Genomic DNA, 21194 nt, shown 5'->3' with positions numbered 1-21194 from the left:
TGTTAAGTCTCCCCATTTTGGGGTAGCTCTTATAAAGTAAACGAAGAACGCGGTATCGACAATCTCAAAGTTAAAATAATGTGAACTAATATATTGTTTTCACAACATTAATAAATTGGGTCTAGTGTACGGTTTGAGAGTGCCCGAACAAAATAACTTTGAGTTTCAGCGATGATAACGTGCCTAAGTCCAATTATCGCGATCAGGTTAGGTATCGCCATTAAACCGTTTACCGTATCGGCCAGTAACCAGATCACATCCAGCTTGATAAAAGCCCCCACGGCAATCAAACCTAAAAATAGGATTTGATAGGCACGCAGCCCACGCTCACCCACTAAATAGTACCAGCAGCGCTCGCCATAGTAGTGCCAGCCTAAAATAGTGGTGAATGCAAAGCAGACTAAGGCGATAGTCACTAAATACTGACCAACGACTGCCGAGCCGCCTAGGCTGAAGGCCGCGCTGGTCATGGCAGCGCCTGCAGTATCACCGCTCCAGACTCCGGTGATAATCAGTACCAGTCCCGTCATAGTGCAGATGATGATGGTATCGAAAAAGGTGCCCGTCATGCTGACTAAACCCTGCTCGACCGGCTCATTGGTTTTTGCCGCCGCGGCAGCGATTGGGGCGCTACCGAGGCCCGACTCGTTGGAAAACACCCCGCGGGCAATCCCCATTTGAATCGCCTGCGCCACAGTTGCACCTAAGAATCCCCCCGCCGCCGAGACAGGTGTAAAGGCCGACTCCACCACTAATTGCAAGGCGGGTAAAATCGATTCCGCAAAACTCGCTAAAATCCACACACAAGCCAGCACATAACCAATTGACATCGCTGGCACTAACTTTTGCGCCACGTTAGAAATACGCTTAACCCCACCTAAGGTCACCGCCGCAACTAACAAGGTGAGCACCGATGCCGTGGCCCAAGTGGGCACCTCAAAGGCAATGGTCAGGGCATCGCTAATCGCATTCACTTGGGCGAAAGTACCAATACCGAAAAATGCCACCCCTACACCAAACAGGGCAAACAACTTCGCCATCCAATGTATGCCCAAACCCCGCTCGATATAATACATAGGGCCGCCCGCAATTTGTCCGCGCGCATCGGTAGTGCGGTATTTTACCGCCAACATACATTCGGCATATTTGGTCGCCATGCCAAAGAAGGCCGCCAGCCACATCCAAAATAATGCCCCTGGGCCGCCCATCTTAATCGCGGTTGCCACCCCGACAATGTTGCCCGTACCGATGGTGGCGGAGAGTGCCGTGCACAAGGCGGCGAAGGAAGATAAATCCCCATGCCCTTTGGCAGGTTTAAACAATAGGCCGAGTGCCATTGGCAGACGAAACACTTGGATAAGCCGCAAACGCAAGGTGAGATAAATGCCCGTACCCACGAGTAAACACAGGGTAACGGGTCCCCAAACGATACCGTTCAGGCTGCTGAGTAAAGCTTGAAAACTCATGATATTCCTCAATTATTAAACAACTAAATTAATAAAGGAGGAGGAAAAGAAATGGCTGTGACACACCGCTGCCAGCCTAAAGAAAGACTATCACCCAGCCAATAAAGGCAGGGAAAGAGTCCAAAAGACAAACGACAGAGACCGTGCAGTCATCCTCTCCTCTGTCCTTTTGCCTGAGCGTTTCGCAGAATGCATCCATCGACGCACCTACTTTCGCCTTCGGCGCCACCTATTATCGCGACTTAACGCAATCGGTAGTCTCTCCAGAGGCTCGTCCAGTAACAGTCCACGCCTTGCGGCACCTGAAAGAGTGCTTTGTATCGGGAAAGATCCCAAAACAAAGTTGCCTCGTCGGTGTGGGGTTAATTCCCCACTCTCCTGCTACCTTCATCCGAACGGATTGTTAAATCGATAGTCCGCTATCGATTTAACAGGTCGCACAGCATGCAACAAACACAAAAATAGCTCAAGCCCATTCGCTCACAGAATGCGTACCTAAAACCACAATTGCTGATAATTTAAACAGCATAAAACCTAAGTCTGAATCCATGCAAAGTGAACCTTAAGGACCAAATAGCAGTATCTATCAGAAGATAAAATGTTTTATCTTTAGTCGGGCGTCTAGGTTGGGGAAATCCCTAGTGGAAGGATAAATGTCAGAAGTAGCCAAACTTATCCAAGTGAGTAAAAGTTTTCGCGACGGCGAGCAGCGCCATACCGTACTGCAAGCCGTCGATTTAACCTTGCATCGCGGTGAAACCATCGCACTCACGGGCCCCAGCGGCAGCGGTAAAAGCACACTGCTAAATTTGATCGCTGGCTTTGAAACGCCAGACAGCGGCCAGATAGTGTTGAATCATCAATCCACCCAAGATTGGCAAGACAAACACTGGAGCGAGTTCAGGCGCAATCATTTGGGCGTGGTGTTTCAACAATTTAATCTGCTGACGCCGCTCAATGTGAGAAACAACATAGGTTTTTCACTCAACCTCAATGGCACCAGTTGGAATCCTTGGTGCGATTATCTCGTCGACAAATTGGGGCTGGCTTCACTGCTCAATCGGCAGGTCGAGGCACTTTCAGGCGGGCAACAGCAAAGGGTTGCTATCGCCAGAGCCTTAGCCCACAACCCGAGTTTACTGCTGGCCGACGAACCCACGGGCAACCTCGATGATGAATCGGGAAAACAGGTAATGTCGCTGCTGTGCGAACTGGCCAAAGAAAGCCAAACCAGCATACTCATGGTCACCCACAGTGAGGAATGCGCCGCCTTTATGCACAAACGCTGGCATCTTTCCCACGCCGCTGTGTCTATCTCCGGTTAACTAGATGATGAGTCCAGCATTAACCCCTAAGGCAAGTGACAACAAAACCCCAAGCAGAAACCACCCATGGCTGCGGATCTATTGGGTATTAAAGGTCTTTCTCGCCCATTATCGCCATGCGCCGCTACAAGCGGGCGCGATTTTGCTTGGACTTGCCCTCGCCGTGACTTTACTTATCGGGGTTAAAGCCACCAATGATAATGCCATTCGTAGCTACAGTGAGGCCACAGAACTCTTGAGCCAGCGAGCCGATGTGCTCTTAAGCGCGCCCATTGGCCAAGAAACCCTCGACGAATCCGTGTATTTCAGCCTGCGCCAAGCGGGCATAAGCCAAAGCCTTGCGGTTGTCAGTGGCAGAGTGGCGGGCCTGAACGGTCAGTTCTGGCAAATTGAAGGCAGTGATATCGTCGCCGCGCTGACGGCAAGCCTAAGCTCAAAAGAGGGGCAAAAGCACAACGCCAGCACAAAGCAAGCAGCCAATCCTAGAATGTCGATGGGAGCGATGCCGCTCGCCGAGTTAATGAGTGGTGAGCCGATAGTGGTTATGAGTCAGAGCCTTGCCAATAAGATCGCGCCCAATGGCCAACTCGACCTCGCGCCCGCGTCTTTTGCACCAGACAAGCTTAAGGTCATTAGTATCGATGATAGCTGGGGGCTGGGCAGTGCGATTCTGACCGATATTTCCCTCGCCCAAAGCTTACTCGGGATGCAAGGTAAACTCAGCTATATCGCCCTATTCAGTGACAGGGATAAGCTCCCCGCCTTAAAGCAGCGGCTCGATACCTTAGGCATTACGCCGCTTCGCGCCAGTTACAGTCAACAGGATCAAGGCCAAGCCTTGATGGCGCTTACCCGCAGTTTTCATTTAAACCTCAATGCGATGAGCATGTTAGCCTTTGTGGTCGGACTGTTTATTGCCTATAACGGTGTACGTTACAGCCTGATGAAACGCCAACGTCTATTAATCCAATTGCTGCAACAGGGCTTAGCGCGGCGCGAAGTTATGCTTGCCCTGCTTGGCGAGTTACTACTGTTGGTGGTGCTAGGCTCGCTAATGGGATTTATCTTAGGATTACAGCTCAGTCACTGGTTGCAACCTATGGTCGCTATGACCTTAGAGCAACTCTACGGCGCCCACTTGTTGCCGGGGATTTGGCAATGGCGTTGGTTAGCCGAGGCGATAGCCCTCACTTTAGTCGCCGCCCTGGCCGCCTGTTTACCCTTGTATTTTGACTTAACCCGCCAATCCCTCGCCCAAGGCGCTAATCGTTATCAACAAACGCAAGCTCACAACAAAACCCATGGCAGGCAGTTTATCTTAGCCTGCGGCCTACTCACGCTCGCCGCAATACTCATGCCCTTCAGCCAAAGCTATAACACCAGTTTGGTATTGCTGGGCATGGTCGCCGTCGCGATTCCATTGTTATTACCGCAAGTATTGCATTGGGGCATCAGCTTGCTGCTGCCATTGACTCGCCCCGGACTTAAGCACTATCTCCTTGCCGAAACCCGCGAGCTTATCGCGCCATTGTCCCTCGCCATGATGGCGATACTGCTGGCACTGAGCGCCAATGTGTCGATGAACACCTTAGTCGGTAGCTTCGAGCAAACCTTAAGAAGCTGGTTAGAAACCCGTCTGCATGCCGATTTTTACCTGCGCCCCAGCGCCAACCATATGGCCGAAGTGCGCGATAAATTAAGCCAAGATCCTCGCCTGAGTGGCCTGTATCAGCAATGGCAAGTGGAGGCCGAAGTATCACTCCAAGGGGCGGCACAAACTATCCCAGTCAACCTGATTAGCCGCGATGATGCATCGATTCAACACACCAGCACACTCAAACAAAGCTTGCCGGATCTCTGGCAAACCTACTTTGAAGGGCGCTACGTGTTAGTCAGCGAACCCATGGCCATTAAGTATCAACTGCAACTCGGCGATAGTTTGGCGTTAAATGTGCTAGACAAAACCGCCAATAATCCCGTGGTGATCGCAGGTATCTACTACGACCATGGTAATACCCGTAATGAGCTCATCATCAGCCATGAGCTATGGCAACGGGCGCAGCTACCCGTGTTACCCATTAGCCTTGCGGCCAGTTTCCACTCTGTCGAGCCAGAAGAGCAAACCACAGCGACTCACCTCAAACTCAGCGAGGCTGAGCTCGATGACCTGCAAGGGCAATTGGCCGTCACATTGGGTTTAGCGCAGGCGCAAATTTACAGCCAAGCCAAGATCAAGGCTCAGGCCATTGCCATGTTTAAACGTACATTCTCAATCACCTTAGTGCTCAATAGCTTAACTTTGCTGGTGGCGGCCATAGGGCTATTTAGCGCCTGCTTGATGTTAACTCAATCCAGGCAAGCGCCATTGGCGAGGCTGTATTCCCTCGGGGTAAGTCGTAACCAATTGCGGACTATGGTGTTCAGCCAAATGCTGCTAGTCGTGGTCATCACTTGCCTGATGGCCATGCCCACAGGCGCGCTGCTCGGCTATTTATTAATTGATAAAATCACCCTGCAGGCCTTCGGCTGGACAATCAAGATGATATGGGATTGGTTCGCCTATGGAAAAGCCATCCTCATTGCCTTAGTGACCTGCACCTTAGCCGTACTCTTACCGCTTTACTGGCAAACCCGCAGGCCCTTAATCGCCAGTTTGCAGCAGGAAACCCTATGAGCGCTCGCGTACCTCAAACCAAGACTTGGCACCTTAATCCATTAGCGTCTGCAACGCGATTTAAGATCAGTACAAGCGCAGGCTTTATTTTGAAGAGTGCCATAGGTGGCTTACTGCTTGCGACAATAAGCGGCTGCGATAAAGCGCCTTCAACGACCGAGCCTCAATCCATGGGGACTTTACTGGGGCAAGCAAGCGCTGATAGCCAAAGCTTTGCCAAGGTGACGCCAGGAAACCACTTTCAATTTCCTCAAGATCACCTCGCCCATCAGGATTTTCGTCAGGAATGGTGGTATCTCACAGCTAATTTAACCACTGAGAATGGTGAGCAACTTGGCGCCCAATGGACGCAATTTAGGGTAGCGCTAAAACCTAAGCACACTGAACCGCAAAACGTGGAACCTAATCCTAAGTCCACTTGGGCGACGGATCAGCTTTATTTTGCCCACAGCGCACTCACCTCCAGCACTTTTCACCTCGCCCATGAAAAATGGTCGCGGGCGCATCGATTACTTGCAGGGGTAAGCGCAGATCCCTACCAAATTCACCTCGATAATTGGCAATGGCGTAGTCAGTCAAATGAGTTGTTCCCTGCAACCTTGAGCGTTGCAAACGACGACTTTAGTTATCAACTCGAGCTTAACAGCCAAGCACCACTGCAATATCAAGGGGATAAGGGTTACAGCATTAAGAGTCGCGACAGCAAAGTCGCCTCTTACTACTACAGCCAACCCTTTATCACGATTCACGGCGAAATCACCCGCCATATCAAGATTAATGGCCAAGTGGAAAACCGCGTCGAAAAAGTCACAGGTCAAGGCTGGCTAGATAGAGAATGGAGCTCGCAGTTTTTAAATAAGAGCCAGCAGGGCTGGGATTGGTTTGCTCTTAGGTTAGATGATGGTTCGGCGCTGATGCTATTTCAGCTCAGGGAACAATCCTCCGATAAAGCGCAATCCGCCTTTTACAGCGCCAGACGAATGTTTGCCGATGGTACCGGACGCAACATCAATTCCCGCGACACCCCCGATGGGATAAAAATGACGACACTCGAGTGGCAAACCACCAGCACGGGGAAATACCCCGTTAGCTGGCAAGTGCAAATTCCGAGTGAACAAATCGACATTAACATCTCACCCTTAAACCCCAATAGTGCCATGGCGTTATCCACCCAGTATTGGGAAGGCCCAATTGAGCTTAGCGGCAGTCATAGCGGCACGGGTTATATGGAGCTAACGGGCTATTAATGTCCGAATGTGATTAGCCTCTCAAGTAAAGCCACTTAACACTTTCCATTCTCATACTATCGATTGCAAATGCTGTTGAATTTTCACTCAGTGATTGCATTTCGATCAAAATCCCAATAAATTGATATGACAACGTTGTCAAAACAATTAAAACAACAAGATAGTTATCGAGTTTACGGACGATTCTATTCAGTTCAATAACACAGGGAGGGGTGGATGAGCGCTTTACGTAAAGGGTTTACCCTGATTGAACTGATGATCGCCGTCGCCATTATTGGCATCCTTGCCGCCATTGCGATTCCTTCGTTTAATGAGTACTTAAAACAGGGTCGACGCTTCGATGCGCAGCAATATCTCGTCAGTAGCGCCCAAGCGCTCGAGCGGCATTATTCCCGCAACGGCCTGTATCCCGCTTCGCAGAGTTTAACCAACAGTGCCTATTACAGTTTTAGCTACACGCCCACGGCGGATAAATTAGGTTTTAGCCTCAAGGCCGTCCCCACCAGTCGTCAATCGGATTCCTGCGGTACCTTAAGCCTCGATCATAAAGGTGTACGCGCCCCCGCAACCCATTGCTGGACCCACTAAGATGGCAAGTCGCACTAATGCGGGTTTCACCTTAGTCGAGTTAATGGTCGCGATTGCCATCATAGGTATCTTGGCGAGCATCGCCCTGCCTTCCTATCGGGATTTGATCGCCAGAGAAAGCCTCACCAGCACAGCGAATGAATTGATCTCCAGTTATAAATTCGCCCGTGGGGAGGCCATCAAGCGCAATCAGGCGGTGACACTGGAAGCGACAGAAGATGGACGCTGGCTAGTTATCAGCAATCAGGAACAACTTAAAGTCTTTAGCCCATCTAACCGCGGCGTCAGCATCGATGGCTTTAACACCCTCAATATCAATGCGACAGGCAACACCACTAAAACCCAGATGAGCCTCGAAAACACCCAAGGCGAAACGCTCAATCTATGCATATTGCCAAGCGGGCAAAGTTATCTACAGGAGGCGGCATGCGCATAATGGTGCTGAGTGAGAAACAACAAGGCTTTACCATGACCGAAGTGCTGATTTCATTAGTGGTTTCGGTCACTTCGTTGCTGGCGCTCGGCAAAGCTCAGCTATCTTCATTGCAGCATGCGACCAATAGCTTCCAGTATACGGTCGCCACCATTCAAGCGCAGAATGCCATTGAAAGGATCTGGCCGAGGATCTGCGATATTCAGCGCCAACCCGCACGCTTTGAGGATGTCAATTTTAGGGCCAGCCTCAGCCAAGATATGCCCAGCGGTTACAGCTTAGTGTTACCGAACACTTATCAAGACACTATGCCCATCACTGTGACTTGGCAGGACGGCCGCATTGAGGACAATAACAGTGTGAGCCTCAACGCCAGCTTTCCGCACTTATGTCAGGTGTAGCTATGTCCTTAAGCGCGAAAAAACAGCAAGCGGGCTTTAGCTTATCTGAGCTGATGATCGCTATGGTGCTTGGGCTGATTATTATGCTGGCCGTGGTCAACTTTTTCGCCCCGCTCAAGGCCACTGTTGAAGAAAGTAAACGCCTCGAAAACGCTGCCGATGCGCTGAGATACGCCACCCTTAGCCTCAGCAAGAGCGTCAAACGTGCCTCAAATATCGTATCCCTCAGCGCGAATGAGTTAGTGCTGGCAGTTGCAGCATCCCCAGCCCAACCGAGTTTAACTTGCCTAGGAACCAGCAAAACCAGTGATTACAACGAAACCTACCGTTTTAACGCCCCTAATTTAAGCTGTGACGACGGCGATGGCGCCCAGGTGTTACTCACGGGGCTAGAATCGACCCGTTTTACACTGAATGGCGAACTGGTGACTGTAATACTCAAGCCCGAAAAACTCCCCGCGCAATATGGCCAAGGGATCCAGCTCGATATCGCCCTGCGTAAACCCCTATGGCAACAAGCCCTCAACAGCCAACAGAACCCATAAAGCAAGGAAGCCATAATGGATAATCTAAGACCAGCTTTAGGCAACAAGGAACACGGCGCGGTACTGCTTATCGTCTTGGTCTTCAGTCTGTTAGCGAGTTTGCTGGTGGTCACCTCGCTCAGGGATAATCTAGTGCAAGAGCGACTGAGCGGTAACTTTCAAAAGCAGGTCAATGCGCAGCTACTCGCCGAACAGGGGATGCACGAGAGCTACAACCAACTCAAGACTCAGCTACAGCGCGCGCCTAATCAAGGCCTGCAAACCCTTTATGAGCAACTCCCCGCCGAAGCCGATGGCAGCCTCGAAGGCAGCAGCTATGCCCTCGAAAACGGCCAAATCGCCGGGGCCGATCTTAGCCTCGACAGTCGTGGCAATCATTTAGAAGGCGAGGCCAAACTCAATGCCCAGTTCACACTGCAGGGCAGTCACGGAAACACAATTTTCAATGATGCGATTGTGTCCTGCGAGAGCTTAAATTTAACCGGCAGCAGTAGCATCGATGGCTACGATTCCCGTAAAGGCGCCTATGGCGAAAGCATCAGTAACGGCCAAGGTGGCAGTGAGCTTAATCAACACGGCAAAGGCAATGTCACGACCATAGAGCCCAATGCCAATATTACGCTCACGGGTAGCGCGCCGATTTATGGCGATGTCAGTGCCACCGGCAGCGTAACCCTCACGGGTTCGGCGGATATTCATGGCAGCATTCAGGCCAATAATGATGTCACCCTAGGCGCGGGGACCATCAGTGGAAATATCGCAGCGGGTAATAACTTTAACTTGGCCAATAGCGGCACGGTGGAAGGCTCAGTCAAAGCCAATAACAATGCCGCCACGGCGCCCAAAGCCCAAGTGAATGGCACACTGCAATATGGTGGCGACGGTAACTTCCATCAAGATAGTCAGATTGGTAACTTAGTCAACGCGCGCCCCAACTTGCCCCCCTTGCCCGCAAAATCCTGCGATCCATTGGATATAGGCGCTGTGATGGGCGGCTTTAAGATGCCCAATAACGGCGCACGGACCATTGATTCCAACGCTAATGTCACTATCACGCCAACGGGGTCGAGTAAGACCGAACTCGGCTGGAAAGGTGATTATTTCCCCAGCCTAACCCCCACATCAGAAAACATTTTCGGCAGTGAAACGCCAGTATATAACCTCGATAGCTTAATCATGAGTGCCGATGGGGTACTCAATATCAGTGGTGGCGATGTCACCCTGATAGTCAATGGTGACTTTAAGATGAGTGGCTCGAATCAGCTAAATATTGCCCCAGGCTCGAGCCTTACCCTGTTTGTTGGCGGTGAGGTCGCCTTTACGGCGGGGACAAATAACGGCAATAACATTAAAGGGCAAACCCTGACCGACAGCAACAAGCCGCCACTGTCTATTTTTTCTGGTTCGGATAAGGATGTGACTGTTAGCGGTAACGTGCCAATTTACGCCGCGCTCTACGCACCCAAATCTAAGGTCAATCTCCCCGGCGGCCCTGAGATTTTCGGCTCGGTGAGGGGCAAATCCATCACAGCGACCGGAAATGGAAAAATCCACTATGACAATGCCTTAGGCGCAGCCGACTTAGGCGAAGGTAACGCTAAGCCCGCGGTCATCCTGCTCAAGCAATGGCAATATTTATAGGCCTAATCCCCCGCTTAAGTCACCCGCCGACTCCCTCTCCAAAGGGATAGGGATTGTTTAAATTTCAAACTGAGAGTTAGATCACGCGCAAAACTTTGATCCCGATCGACTATCCCCGCCAATACCTCTTGTGAGGTATACCCACAATTTTTATCAGGTCTAGACTCACAGTTATCCACATTGAGTTGTCGCGATATTTATCGAAATCAACTGAATGAATCTCAAGATAAAGGTACTGCTATGAGTCAGGAATACCATGTCACCAGTCTTGTGGTACATGCCGCCCCCAATGCCTTACAACAGGTTGAGATCGATATTGCCGCGTTAAATGGTTGCGATATCCACGCCATTTCCCCCGAAGGTAAGTTGGTCATTACTCTCGAAGGGAATAGCCAAAAAGCCATTCTCGACAATGTTGAAGCCATCAATGCCCTGTCCGGCGTGCTATCCGCCAGTTTGATTTACCACCAAGTAGAACCCCTAGAACAAAAACTGTTAGAACAAGAGAGTGAGGAAACACTATGAGCATTAGCCGCCGCGAGTTTCTCAAGGCTAACGCAGCGGTTGCCGCTGCCACAGCCGTTGGCGTCACGCTTCCCGTGAAGATGGTCGAAGCCGCCGAGTCAGATAATATTAAGTGGGATAAAGCGCCCTGCCGTTTTTGCGGTGTGGGTTGTAGCGTATTAGTTGGTACCAAAGCGGGTAAAGTGGTCGCCACTAAGGGCGATCCTGAAAGCCCTGTTAACCGTGGTTTGAACTGTATTAAGGGTTACTTCCTGTCGAAAATCATGTACGGCAAGGACAGATTAACCACGCCGCTGCTGCGGATGAAAGAGGGCAAATACCACAAAGAAGGCGAATTTACCCCAGTTAGCTGGGATGTCGCCTTAGATACTATGGCCGCTAAGTGGAAACACAGCATCGCCACTAAGGGACCAACCTCAGTCGGTATGTTCGGTTCTGGCCAATGGACCATTTGGGAAGGTTATGCCGCCTCTAAATTACATAAGGCCGGTTTCCTCACTAACAATATCGACCCTAATGCCCGCCATTGTATGGCATCGGCCGTAGGTGGCTTTATGCGTACCTTCGGTATCGACGAGCCTATGGGTTGTTACGATGACTTAGAAGCCGCCGATCACTTTGTGCTCTGGGGCGCCAACATGGCCGAGATGCACCCGATCCTGTGGGCGCGTTTATCCGACCGCCGCTTAAGCCACAAAGACTGCCGCGTACACGTACTCTCCACCTTCGAGAACCGCAGCTTCGACTTAGCGGACAACCCTATGGTGTTCCGCCCACAGTCAGACTTAGTGATCCTCAACTTTATTGCTAACTACATCATTCAAAACAAAGCCGTGAATACCGACTTTGTGACTAAGCATACTAAGTTTGCCCTTGGTGTGGATGATATCGGTTATGGCCTGCGTCCAGATCATCCGTTAGAGAAGAAAGCTAAAAACCCAGGCAATGGTAAATCCAGCCCTATCAGCTTCGAAGAATACGCTAAGTTCGTCAGCACTTATACGCTGGAATATGCGGCGAAGATGAGTGGTGTAGAGCCTGAAAAATTAGAAACCTTAGCTAAGGCCTATGCCGATCCTAAGGTAAAAGTCATGAGTCTGTGGACCATGGGGATCAACCAACACGTACGTGGCGTATGGGCAAACAACATGCTCTACAACATCCACTTACTCACAGGTAAAATCGCCACCCCAGGTAACAGCCCATTCTCATTAACGGGTCAACCTTCGGCCTGTGGTACTGCCCGTGAAGTCGGTACCTTCGCCCACCGCTTACCTGCAGATATGGTAGTGGCTAACGATGCACACCGCGCCATCACCGAAAAAGTGTGGCAGGTACCAGAAGGCACCATTCCGCCAAAACCTGGCTTCCATGCCGTGCTGCAAAGCCGCATGCTCAAAGACGGTAAACTCAACTGCTATTGGACCATGTGTACCAACAATATGCAGGCGGGTCCGAATATCAACGATGAAATCTACCCAGGTTTCCGTAACCCAGAAAACTTTATCGTGGTATCCGATCCATACCCAACCGTCACCGCCATGGCCGCCGACTTAATCCTGCCTACCGCCATGTGGGTAGAAAAAGAAGGAGCCTATGGTAACGCCGAGCGCCGCACCCATATGTGGCATCAACAGGTCAAAGCGCCAGAAGGGGCTAAATCGGATCTGTGGCAATTAGTCGAGTTTTCAAAACGCTTTAAAGTGTCTGAAGTGTGGCCTGCTGAGCTTATCGCCAAGCAACCTGAATACGCTGACAAAACGCTTTATGAAGTGCTGTTTGCCAACGGCGTCATCAACAAGTTCCCGACCACAGATTGTAAGGGCGACTTAAACGATGAAAGCGCGCACTTTGGCTTCTATCTACAAAAAGGCATTTTCGAAGAATACGCCGCCTTCGGTCGCGGCCATGGCCATGACTTAGCCGACTTCGACCGTTACCACGAAACCCGCGGCCTACGCTGGCCTGTGGTTGAGGGCAAAGAAACCCTGCGCCGCTTCGTTGAAGGTAGCGATCCTTATGTGAAGGCAGGTGAAGGCTACAAGTTCTACGGTAAACCCGATGGCAAAGCGGTGATTTTCGCCCTGCCCTACGAGCCTGCAGCAGAAGAGCCAAATGAAGAATACGATCTGTGGATGTCTACCGGCCGTGTACTCGAACACTGGCATACAGGTTCGATGACCGCCCGTGTACCTGAACTGTACCGCGCTTACCCCGATGCACAAATCTTTATGCATCCTGAAGACGCTAAGGCCCGTGGTCTGCAACGTGGTGATGAAGTGCTAGTCGCATCCCCCCGTGGTGAGGTCAAAACCCGTGTCGAAACCAAAGGTCGTAACAAACCGCCACGCGGCGTGGTGTTTATGCCCTTCTTCGATGCGCGTCAGTTAGTTAATAAGTTGATTCTGGATGCAACCGATCCACTGTCAAAAGAAACTGACTTTAAGAAGTGTCCCGTTAAAGTGATGAAGGCCTAAGCCTCATTTGATAGCGATAAGCGTATTTGAAAGCGATTAAGGAGTGCTAAGGTGAGTCAGCAAGTGAAGAGTCCATTCACAGTCAAGCAAGTCAACCGTCGCCAGTTTTTGGCAACGACGGCTAAGGCTGGCTGCGTGATGGGGCTCGTGGGATTAGGCTTGACGGCCACGGCAAAAAGCCAAAGCCAGCTCGCCCCCCAAGCTTGCAGACCGCCGGGCGCCCTTGAAGAAAGCGATTTTCTCTCCGCCTGTGTGCGTTGCGGTTTGTGTGTCGAGGCCTGTCCCTACGACACCCTATCGCTGGCACGTTGGTTTGATGGCGCCGCCACTGGCACGCCATTCTTTACTGCAAGACGCATTCCCTGCGAAATGTGTGAGGATATTCCCTGCATCAAAGCCTGCCCATCGGGCGCGCTTGATCCTCAACTTGAGCAAATTAGCGATGCTAAGATGGGTGTTGCGGTACTGATAGATGAGAAAAACTGCCTAAACTTTAAGGGATTACGTTGTGACGTCTGTTATCGGGTTTGTCCGTTAATCGACAATGCCATCACCTTAGAACGCCAACGCAATCAACATAGCGATCACCACGCCATGTTTTTACCCACAGTCAACAGCAATACCTGCACGGGTTGCGGTAAATGCGAGCATGCCTGCGTGCTCGACACGGCCGCGATTAAGGTGTTACCGACCGCTCTGGCGCTCGGTAAAGCGGCGGCGCATGACACTTATATCAACACCGAAGAAACTACCTTAGAGATGTTGAATAAGGGGCTGACGTTATGAGCAATGAGTCTATGAGTAACAAGTCTATGAATAACCAGACCATGAACTCAAAAGCCCGCATGCAGGGCGAGCATGCCGCAGCCATTGCAGAACTCGGTTGGTTTGGCGCACACAAATATTTGCTACTACGCCGCGCGGTGCAATTCGGCTTATTAGGCTTATTTGCACTTGGGCCATTACTGGGAATTTGGCTATTTAAGGGTAATCTATCGGCCAGTTTACTGCTCGATACCATTCCCTTTGCCGATCCGCTCGTGAGCTTACAAATGCTCATTAGTGGGCATATTCCCGAGCTTAGCCTACTGATAGGCGCCGCCTTGGTCATACTGTTTTATGCCCTCGCCGGTGGCCGGGTGTTTTGCAGTTGGGTGTGTCCGGTCAATCTGGTTACCGATGCAGCAAGCTGGCTCAGACGTAAATTGAACCTCCCTCGCACCAGCGAGTTACCGCGCAATTTACGTTATTACCTGCTGGCTCTCGTGCTGTTATTGCCACTGCTCACGGGCAACTTGATTTGGGAATGGGTTAACCCTGTGCCCTTAGTCTATCGCGCCGTGTTATTTGGCAGTCTCAGTGGTTTATGGATCTTAGCGGCGATATTTCTGCTGGATCTGTTTATCGCCGAGCGCGCTTGGTGTGGTCACCTGTGTCCAACAGGCGCCCTGTTTGGCTTAATCGGCAAATGGAGCCCGGTCAAGATCGTTGCCAGCAAAGCCAGTGCCTGTGATAACTGCATGGACTGCTTTAGTGTTTGCCCTGAACGCCAAGTATTAAAGCCGGCGTTAAAAGGGCAAAACCCGGTGATCGCTAGCCCAGACTGCACCCAATGCGGCCGCTGTATCGACGTCTGCGCACAACGCGTATTTCGCTATCAAACACGCTTTACGGCCACTCAGGCTCAACTTAGTAAAGGCGATTCGACCGATTGTCAGTCGCCATCAACCACTTCACCAATTCGTCAACACATTGCCCCCAAGGCGGAGAATGACCAATGAAAAAAATACTCACCTTAGCTGCGATTGTATTAGCCATCGGCGGCTGCTCAGGCCAACAAGCAGACACACAAACCACACCCGTAAACATTAAATCCCTTGCTGGCGATAGCACGGTAACGGATATTCGCCCAGCCGATGCTATGCCCGTCTACCCAAGCCGTGGCAAGGCGTTAGAGCGCAGCTTTACCGACCAACCGCCACTCATTCCCCATAAGGATGATTACAAAATCACCTTGGATAAGAATGGCTGTTTAACTTGTCACAGCTGGGATAAAGCCCCACGGATGAAGGCCACGCCAGTGGCGAAGTCCCACGTAATCGACGATAAAGGCACGCTCAATGGCCATAACTATTTCTGTACTCAGTGCCACGTTGCACAGGCAGAAAACAAGGCGCCTCTAGTCGAGAATAAGTTCTCAAACCAATAACACAGCACTTCCCTGCCCCCAAAAGCCACTGCCAACCCAGTGGCTTTTTACTCTCCGCAATTTAAAAGTCTTAGAGGGTTTTGCCATTAATAGGGTAAGAGTGCAGTAAAAAAAATCAGCGTTAGCACAGAATGTAGAAAGCAGTGCGGAGAGATATTAGGCAGGGAAAGATAAGGGATGGGAAGAGAACTAAAATACTCAAGTACCAAAAAGTAAAAACCCAGCCTAGGCTGGGTTTACTTGTTGTTTTGCTTTATGCAAATCACCCGCTGGAGCCGTTAATCTAGTTTGCGCCGCTTTAGCAGTTTGCACATTCTTTGCTTCAGGCATAGCCGCCTGCCACAAAGCACCTACCCATAAACTCGATGTGGATTTCATTGATTATTCCCCTGTTCTGTTAACAAGCTCAAAGTAATACTTAGGCCATCATCAGTAAAATGAATTAACGCCATACAATGGATTCCATTTAAGCATGAACATTCCAATCAAGACCTTGCAATGTTTTCTGACCTTAGTCGAAACGGAAAACTTCACCCGTGCCGCGGAAAAATGCTTTATCACCCAGCCCACGCTGAGCAAGATTATCCAGAGGCTCGAAGAGAGTTTAGGAGAGACATTGCTTATCCGTAACAATCAGAAAGTCGAGCTGACCCAAGCAGGGCAACTGTTTGAGCACAGCGCGCGGGAAATACTCGGGCAATGGCATAGATTGCAAGAGGACATGAGCAACTTAAGCGGACTTAAGACGGGACGGTTACGATTAGGCGTCTGCCCTATGATGAGCAGTCTAATTATCGGACTACTGACCAGTTACCGGAAACGCTATCCCGGCGTTGAGCTGCAAATGTATGAATACGGTGGCTTTGGTTGTGAGCAAGCGCTGCTGAATAACAGTTTAGACATCGCCTTTACCGCACTGCCAACCACCCATGAGACTGAGCTGGTCAACCAACCGCTAACCAAGTATCCCCTGCTAGCTTGTTTGCCCGATGGGCATCCGCTGGCAGCTAAACCCCACCTCAGCTGGCAGGATTTTGAGCCTTATCCCTTTATTCTCTATAACGAGGATTTCTCCCTCGCTAAGTTAATCAATCGGCTAAGTCGTAAGGCGGGAGTGCAATTGAATATCGCGTTTCGAAGCGGTCAATGGGACTTCCTCGCCGCCATGGTCGAGGCCGATATGGGACTGGCCATTTTACCAGAACCCATCTGCCAAAAACTCAGCACCAGCAAATTGGTATTTAGGCCCATGCAACCGGCGAGAACCTGGGATCTAGCATTGATTTGGCGGCAAAATCTGCCCTTAACCCCAGCGGCTAATGCATTACTGGAGTTAAGCAAACAGAAAACGCTGAGCTAATGCCACTTCAAGTGTATGGTTCGCCTTAGGCTCTCCTTCTCAAATTGTGTTTATCCTTAAATTTCACTCATAAAAAAACCGCTGCTAGCCTAGGCTTAGCAGCGGTTTCTATTTGGTAAAGTTAAGAATTACTTCTTAGCTTCTGCAGCTTTACGCTCTTTAACTTGTTCAACAACTTTGTCCGCAACGCTGTTTGGACATGGGCTGTAGTGTGAGAACTCCATAGAGAACTGACCACGGCCTGAAGTCATTGTACGCAGAGTACCGATGTAACCGAACATTTCTGATAACGGAACGTCAGCCTTAACGCGAACACCAGTTACACCAGCAACTTGGTCTTTGATCATACCGCGACGACGGTTTAAGTCACCGATTACGTCACCAACGTTGTCATCTGGGCTGAACACGTCAACTTTCATGATTGGCTCAAGCAGTTGTGGTTTAGCTTTAGCAATAGACTGACGGAATGCCGCTTTAGCAGCGATTTCGAACGCGATTGCTGAAGAGTCAACTGCGTGGTAAGCACCGTCAGTCAGTTCGAACTCAACGTCTAACACTGGGAAGCCAGCGATAGTACCAGTGTTCATCATGCTCGCGAAGCCTTTCTCAACTGCTGGCCAGTATTCCTTAGGAACGTTACCACCAACAACTGAAGACTTGAACACGAAGCCAGAGTTTGGCTCACCTGGGCGGATGATGTATTCGATCTTACCGAATTGACCAGAACCACCAGATTGTTTCTTGTGGGTGTATTGGTCTTCAACCATTTGAGTAATGGTTTCACGGTATGCTACTTGTGGTTCACCCACGATCAGCTCAACACCGTAAGTACGCTTCAGGATGTCCACTTTAATGTCTAAGTGCAGTTCACCCATACCTTTAAGGATGGTTTCACCTGAATCTTCGTCAGTTTCTACGCGGAATGATGGATCTTCTGCGATCATCTTACCGATAGCGATAGCCATCTTCTCGCTGCCGCCTTTATCTTTTGGCGCTACTGCGATAGAGATAACTGGCTCTGGGAACACCATGGCTTCCAGAGTACATGGATACTTAACATCACACAGAGTGTGACCAGTTTGTACGTTCTTCATACCCACGATAGCGATAATGTCACCAGCTTCAGCTGATTCAATTTCGATACGATCGTTTGCAAGCATTTCGCACATACGGCCGATACGCTCAGTCTTACCAGTTGCACTGTTAAGAATGGTATCACCCTTCTTCAGGCGACCAGAGTAAATACGTACGAAGGTCAGGGCGCCGAAACGGTCGTCCATGATCTTGAATGCTAATGCTTTTAATGACTCGTCAGCAGAAACGATTGCGTATTCGCCAGTTTCGTTGCCTTCTTCGTCAGTTAAAGGTTGTGGATCAACTTCGTTTGGTGCTGGCAGGTAGTCAACAACAGCGTCTAGAACCAGTTGCATACCTTTGTTCTTGAACGCAGAACCACAGAATGTTGGGAAGAATGCCATAGTACGAGTACCCTTACGGATACAACGCTTCAGGTCTTCAATAGATGGCTCTTCGCCTTCCATGTAAGCTTCCATCAGATCGTCATCTTGCTCAACAGCAGTTTCGATCAGCTGTTCACGGTATTCTTCAACTAAGTCAACCATGTCAGCAGGGATCTCTTGGATAGAGTAGTTTTCTGGTAAACCAGTTTCATCCCACACGTAAGCTTGGCGAGTTAACAGGTCAACAACACCTTTGAACTCGTCTTCAATACCGATAGGCAGAACCATAACCAATGGTGTAGCAGCTAAAACGTCTTTAGTTTGCTTAACAACACGTAAGAAGTCAGCACCCATACGGTCTAACTTGTTTACGAAGATGATACGAGCAACTTCAGATTCGTTAGCATAGCGCCAGTTAGTTTCTGATTGAGGTTCAACACCACCAGAACCACAGAATACAGCGATACCGCCGTCAAGCACTTTCAGAGAACGGTAAACTTCAACGGTGAAGTCAACGTGCCCAGGGGTGTCGATAACGTTGAAACGGTGGTCTTTCCAGAAACAGCTTACTGCTGCTGATTGGATAGTAATACCGCGCTCAGCTTCCTGAACCATGAAGTCTGTTGTAGATTCACCATCGTGGGTTTCACCAGCTTTGTGAATTCTACCAGTTAGCTTAAGAATGCGCTCGGTGGTCGTGGTTTTACCCGCGTCAACGTGAGCGAAGATACCAATGTTTCTGTATTTGGATAATTCGGTCATGATTCAACTTTAATGATTAGTTTAAGAAGTAGACGGAGTATGCGACAAACCACCGACACACCGCACATCAGATTATTTTAGGCGCATATTGTAAATTGGAACCCCGCTATGCGCAAATGGCTCTTGCAATTTTTCACGATAAAGTCGCGGAAAAAATTAAAAAAAAATCAGAAAAATATTTGAAAACAACTAAATAAAATAATTTAGCTCAATATTCAATCAATTAGTAAAAACCCTAAAAATAAGCAGATTTTTGTCTGTAGCGATACTTTTCCACGCTTTAGCTGTTAACAAATAGCGATAAGACCATCTTGAGCCAGCCAACAAACCGCCCAACTCTGTAAAAAAATGCGCAACTGGGAAGGTTTTCTAGGATAAATACAGGATTTCTGAATAAAATCCGCTGCGAGCTTAGGAATACGCTCATTTCATCCAATGTATTTACCACTTTAAAGGTGAGTTTCACCGACACAAATCTGATCCCGCCCCTGTGCTTTTGCCTGATATAGCGCCTTATCTGCCCGTTCGAAGCAAGATTGCATCGGCTCATTTGCAGCGAGTTTGGCAATCCCAAAACTACAAGTCAGGCGCACATCACCACTGAAATGGTTATCTTTGATGGCTGTTGCAATCCGCTGACACAGAGACTTAACGGCCTCGAGCGAGGTGTTATGGCAGAGGATCACAAACTCTTCCCCGCCCCAACGCGCAACCACATCGCTTTCACGCACACAATGCTGCAACACAGAGGACAACTCCATCAAAATAGTATCCCCAACGGAATGGCCTAAGGTGTCATTGATCTCTTTAAAGAAATCGATATCTAACATCACCAAGCAAATGGCCCCTTGCGTGGAAGCGGCGGCGCGGTGTTCATGGACAAATTGTCGATTAAAGTAATGCCGATTGTAGAGTTTCGTGAGCGGATCATGGGTAGATAAAAACTCAAGCTCGGTATTGCTTTGCTCTAACTGCAAACGCAATTCTTCAAGCTGCTGGTTTTTATCGGTTAGTCGGCGATTGTAACGACTGATCATATAAGTGCGCGTTACCAGTAGGCACACGACTAACAGTGTCGCCGCAATCACTTGATAGATAAGTAAGTAGTTGGTTTCATCGATGATAGTGATGTTGTTCCATTTCTGGTAAATCCTGATCCGCTCCAGCTCATCTACATTGTCTAGCACTTGATTGATTAATGGCAGCAGCGCCTCATGTCCAGCGCTCACCCCCACCCGCAGTTCATCCTCCGGGCCACCCCAACCGGCAATTTTTAGGTGATTGAATCCCGTCTGCTGAATATAGGCATTGACGGAAAACATCGACCCCACAAAGAGATCGACTTTTTTCTCAAGCACAGCCTCAAGCCCCGCAGGCTCGCTCGCCACTGTAATAGTGCGAACCTTGGGATAGTAATGCTGAATATATTCGGCGAGACGATAGCCATCAGGCACCGCCAAGGTGCGCGGACCGATGTTTTCAAACCCTTGCAAAAAGGGCTGGTCCTTGAGAGAGACCAATACATTGGGGGAACGAAAATACACATGGCTAAAATGCAAAAACTGCTCCCGAGTCACAGTCTTATTGAGTAGCGGAGTTAAATTGCAGCGTCCCGTTTGCAGAAAATCTAAGGTTTGTGTCCAAGAGGTGGTAGGTACCAGACTAAACTTTAACGATGAATGGGATTCGATGTAACGAATATAATCCGACGAAATCCCAACATGTTGACCATCACGAATCGCTTCATAGGGTAACCAATCGGGATCGACGCAATAACGAATTAATTGGGTGGCACTGCTGAGATCGTCTGCAGCATTGAGGTATGAGGCCAAGCGCTCGGCATTGACACATAAAGGTGAGCATAAACAGAAGAATAAAACCCAGAATCTGCAACCCATGTCGCTTCTCGAATACACTCATCAGTTAGTCTTACAAGGTAAAAAAAGTGTATACGCGATACTAAGATAATACCAATAAACCCTAGATTGTTTATGGAAATAGGCTTACAGGGTTTGTCCATATGCTATTTAATCGGATAAAAAAATACCCGCCAACTGGCGGGTATTTCGATGCACTCATCG

At 49.5% G+C, this 21194-nt stretch carries 17 protein-coding genes, 1 pseudogene and 1 riboswitch; of the genes and pseudogenes, 14 read left to right on the top strand and 4 right to left on the bottom strand.

What is annotated here, in order from left to right:
• Nucleotides 1-107: 107 nt before the first annotated feature.
• Nucleotides 108-1466 carry an alanine/glycine:cation symporter family protein gene (locus tag SHEWMR4_RS03725; RefSeq protein WP_011621511.1) on the bottom strand — a complete coding sequence of 453 codons (1359 nt, stop codon included), beginning with the start codon at nt 1464-1466 and terminating at the stop codon, nt 108-110.
• 151 nt (nt 1467-1617) lie between these two features.
• Nucleotides 1618-1743, bottom strand: a riboswitch (glycine riboswitch).
• Between the two features lie 376 nt (nt 1744-2119).
• Between SHEWMR4_RS03725 and SHEWMR4_RS03720 the strand changes: the two are divergent.
• The 13 genes and pseudogenes from SHEWMR4_RS03720 to napB form a co-directional block, all read left to right on the top strand.
• A pseudogene (locus tag SHEWMR4_RS03720) lies at nt 2120-2641 on the top strand (ABC transporter ATP-binding protein); the annotation flags it as partial.
• Between the two features lie 154 nt (nt 2642-2795).
• Nucleotides 2796-5465, top strand: a complete 2670-nt coding sequence (locus SHEWMR4_RS03715) for an ABC transporter permease (RefSeq protein WP_011621509.1) — start codon at nt 2796-2798, stop codon at nt 5463-5465.
• Entirely contained in the window at nt 5462-6712 is a 1251-nt protein-coding gene (locus SHEWMR4_RS03710; RefSeq protein WP_011621508.1) for a lipocalin-like domain-containing protein, read from the top strand. Before SHEWMR4_RS03715 ends, SHEWMR4_RS03710 begins: the two co-directional genes overlap by 4 nt.
• A 216-nt stretch (nt 6713-6928) precedes the next feature.
• On the top strand, nt 6929-7300 hold the full coding sequence (locus SHEWMR4_RS03705; RefSeq protein ID WP_011621507.1) for a type IV pilin protein: 372 nt from the start codon (nt 6929-6931) through the stop codon (nt 7298-7300).
• A 1-nt stretch (nt 7301) separates the two neighbouring features.
• Nucleotides 7302-7736, top strand: a complete 435-nt coding sequence (locus tag SHEWMR4_RS03700) for a GspH/FimT family pseudopilin (RefSeq protein WP_011621506.1) — start codon at nt 7302-7304, stop codon at nt 7734-7736.
• Nucleotides 7736-8134: a prepilin-type N-terminal cleavage/methylation domain-containing protein gene (locus tag SHEWMR4_RS03695; protein WP_011621505.1), complete on the top strand. Its 399-nt coding sequence runs from the start codon at nt 7736-7738 to the stop codon at nt 8132-8134. The genes SHEWMR4_RS03700 and SHEWMR4_RS03695 overlap by 1 nt, the downstream gene beginning before the upstream one ends.
• Nucleotides 8135-8136: 2 nt before the next feature.
• Complete coding sequence (locus SHEWMR4_RS03690; RefSeq protein WP_011621504.1) at nt 8137-8679, top strand: PilW family protein; 543 nt, start codon at nt 8137-8139, stop codon at nt 8677-8679.
• Between the two features lie 15 nt (nt 8680-8694).
• Nucleotides 8695-10320: a collagen-binding domain-containing protein gene (locus SHEWMR4_RS03685; protein ID WP_011621503.1), complete on the top strand. Its 1626-nt coding sequence runs from the start codon at nt 8695-8697 to the stop codon at nt 10318-10320.
• 240 nt (nt 10321-10560) lie between these two features.
• Nucleotides 10561-10845, top strand: a complete 285-nt coding sequence (locus SHEWMR4_RS03680) for a chaperone NapD (protein ID WP_011621502.1) — start codon at nt 10561-10563, stop codon at nt 10843-10845.
• Nucleotides 10842-13322 carry a nitrate reductase catalytic subunit NapA gene (gene napA, locus SHEWMR4_RS03675; RefSeq protein ID WP_011621501.1) on the top strand — a complete coding sequence of 827 codons (2481 nt, stop codon included), beginning with the start codon at nt 10842-10844 and terminating at the stop codon, nt 13320-13322. The genes SHEWMR4_RS03680 and napA overlap by 4 nt, the downstream gene beginning before the upstream one ends.
• Before the next feature lie 51 nt (nt 13323-13373).
• On the top strand, nt 13374-14108 hold the full coding sequence (gene napG, locus SHEWMR4_RS03670) for a ferredoxin-type protein NapG (RefSeq protein WP_011621500.1): 735 nt from the start codon (nt 13374-13376) through the stop codon (nt 14106-14108).
• A gap of 11 nt (nt 14109-14119) precedes the next feature.
• The gene (napH, locus tag SHEWMR4_RS03665; RefSeq protein ID WP_041408962.1) at nt 14120-15103 is read left to right on the top strand and encodes a quinol dehydrogenase ferredoxin subunit NapH; all 984 of its coding nucleotides are present in this window, start codon (nt 14120-14122) and stop codon (nt 15101-15103) included.
• A complete protein-coding gene (napB, locus tag SHEWMR4_RS03660; RefSeq protein WP_011621498.1) occupies nt 15100-15531 on the top strand; it encodes a nitrate reductase cytochrome c-type subunit NapB in 432 nt (143 codons plus the stop codon). The genes napH and napB overlap by 4 nt, the downstream gene beginning before the upstream one ends.
• A 225-nt stretch (nt 15532-15756) precedes the next feature.
• On the opposite strand, the gene SHEWMR4_RS03655 is transcribed toward napB, so the two are convergent.
• Complete coding sequence (locus tag SHEWMR4_RS03655) at nt 15757-15909, bottom strand: hypothetical protein (protein WP_011621497.1); 153 nt, start codon at nt 15907-15909, stop codon at nt 15757-15759.
• A gap of 94 nt (nt 15910-16003) precedes the next feature.
• On the opposite strand from SHEWMR4_RS03655, the gene SHEWMR4_RS03650 reads away from it, so the two are divergent.
• Nucleotides 16004-16891 carry a LysR family transcriptional regulator gene (locus SHEWMR4_RS03650; protein ID WP_011621496.1) on the top strand — a complete coding sequence of 296 codons (888 nt, stop codon included), beginning with the start codon at nt 16004-16006 and terminating at the stop codon, nt 16889-16891.
• Nucleotides 16892-17019: 128 nt separating this feature from the next.
• Here the strand turns inward: SHEWMR4_RS03650 and fusA are convergent, their stop codons facing one another.
• Nucleotides 17020-19113: an elongation factor G gene (fusA, locus tag SHEWMR4_RS03645; RefSeq protein ID WP_011621495.1), complete on the bottom strand. Its 2094-nt coding sequence runs from the start codon at nt 19111-19113 to the stop codon at nt 17020-17022.
• A gap of 449 nt (nt 19114-19562) precedes the next feature.
• Complete coding sequence (locus tag SHEWMR4_RS03640; RefSeq protein WP_011621494.1) at nt 19563-21011, bottom strand: diguanylate cyclase; 1449 nt, start codon at nt 21009-21011, stop codon at nt 19563-19565.
• Nucleotides 21012-21194 lie beyond the last annotated feature (183 nt).

Origin of the sequence: Shewanella sp. MR-4, from assembly GCF_000014685.1 — a bacterium.
In the GTDB taxonomy this organism is placed as follows: domain Bacteria; phylum Pseudomonadota; class Gammaproteobacteria; order Enterobacterales; family Shewanellaceae; genus Shewanella.
Note: the sequence above shows the minus strand (reverse complement) of the source record. Positions and strands in the feature narration are given on the sequence as shown.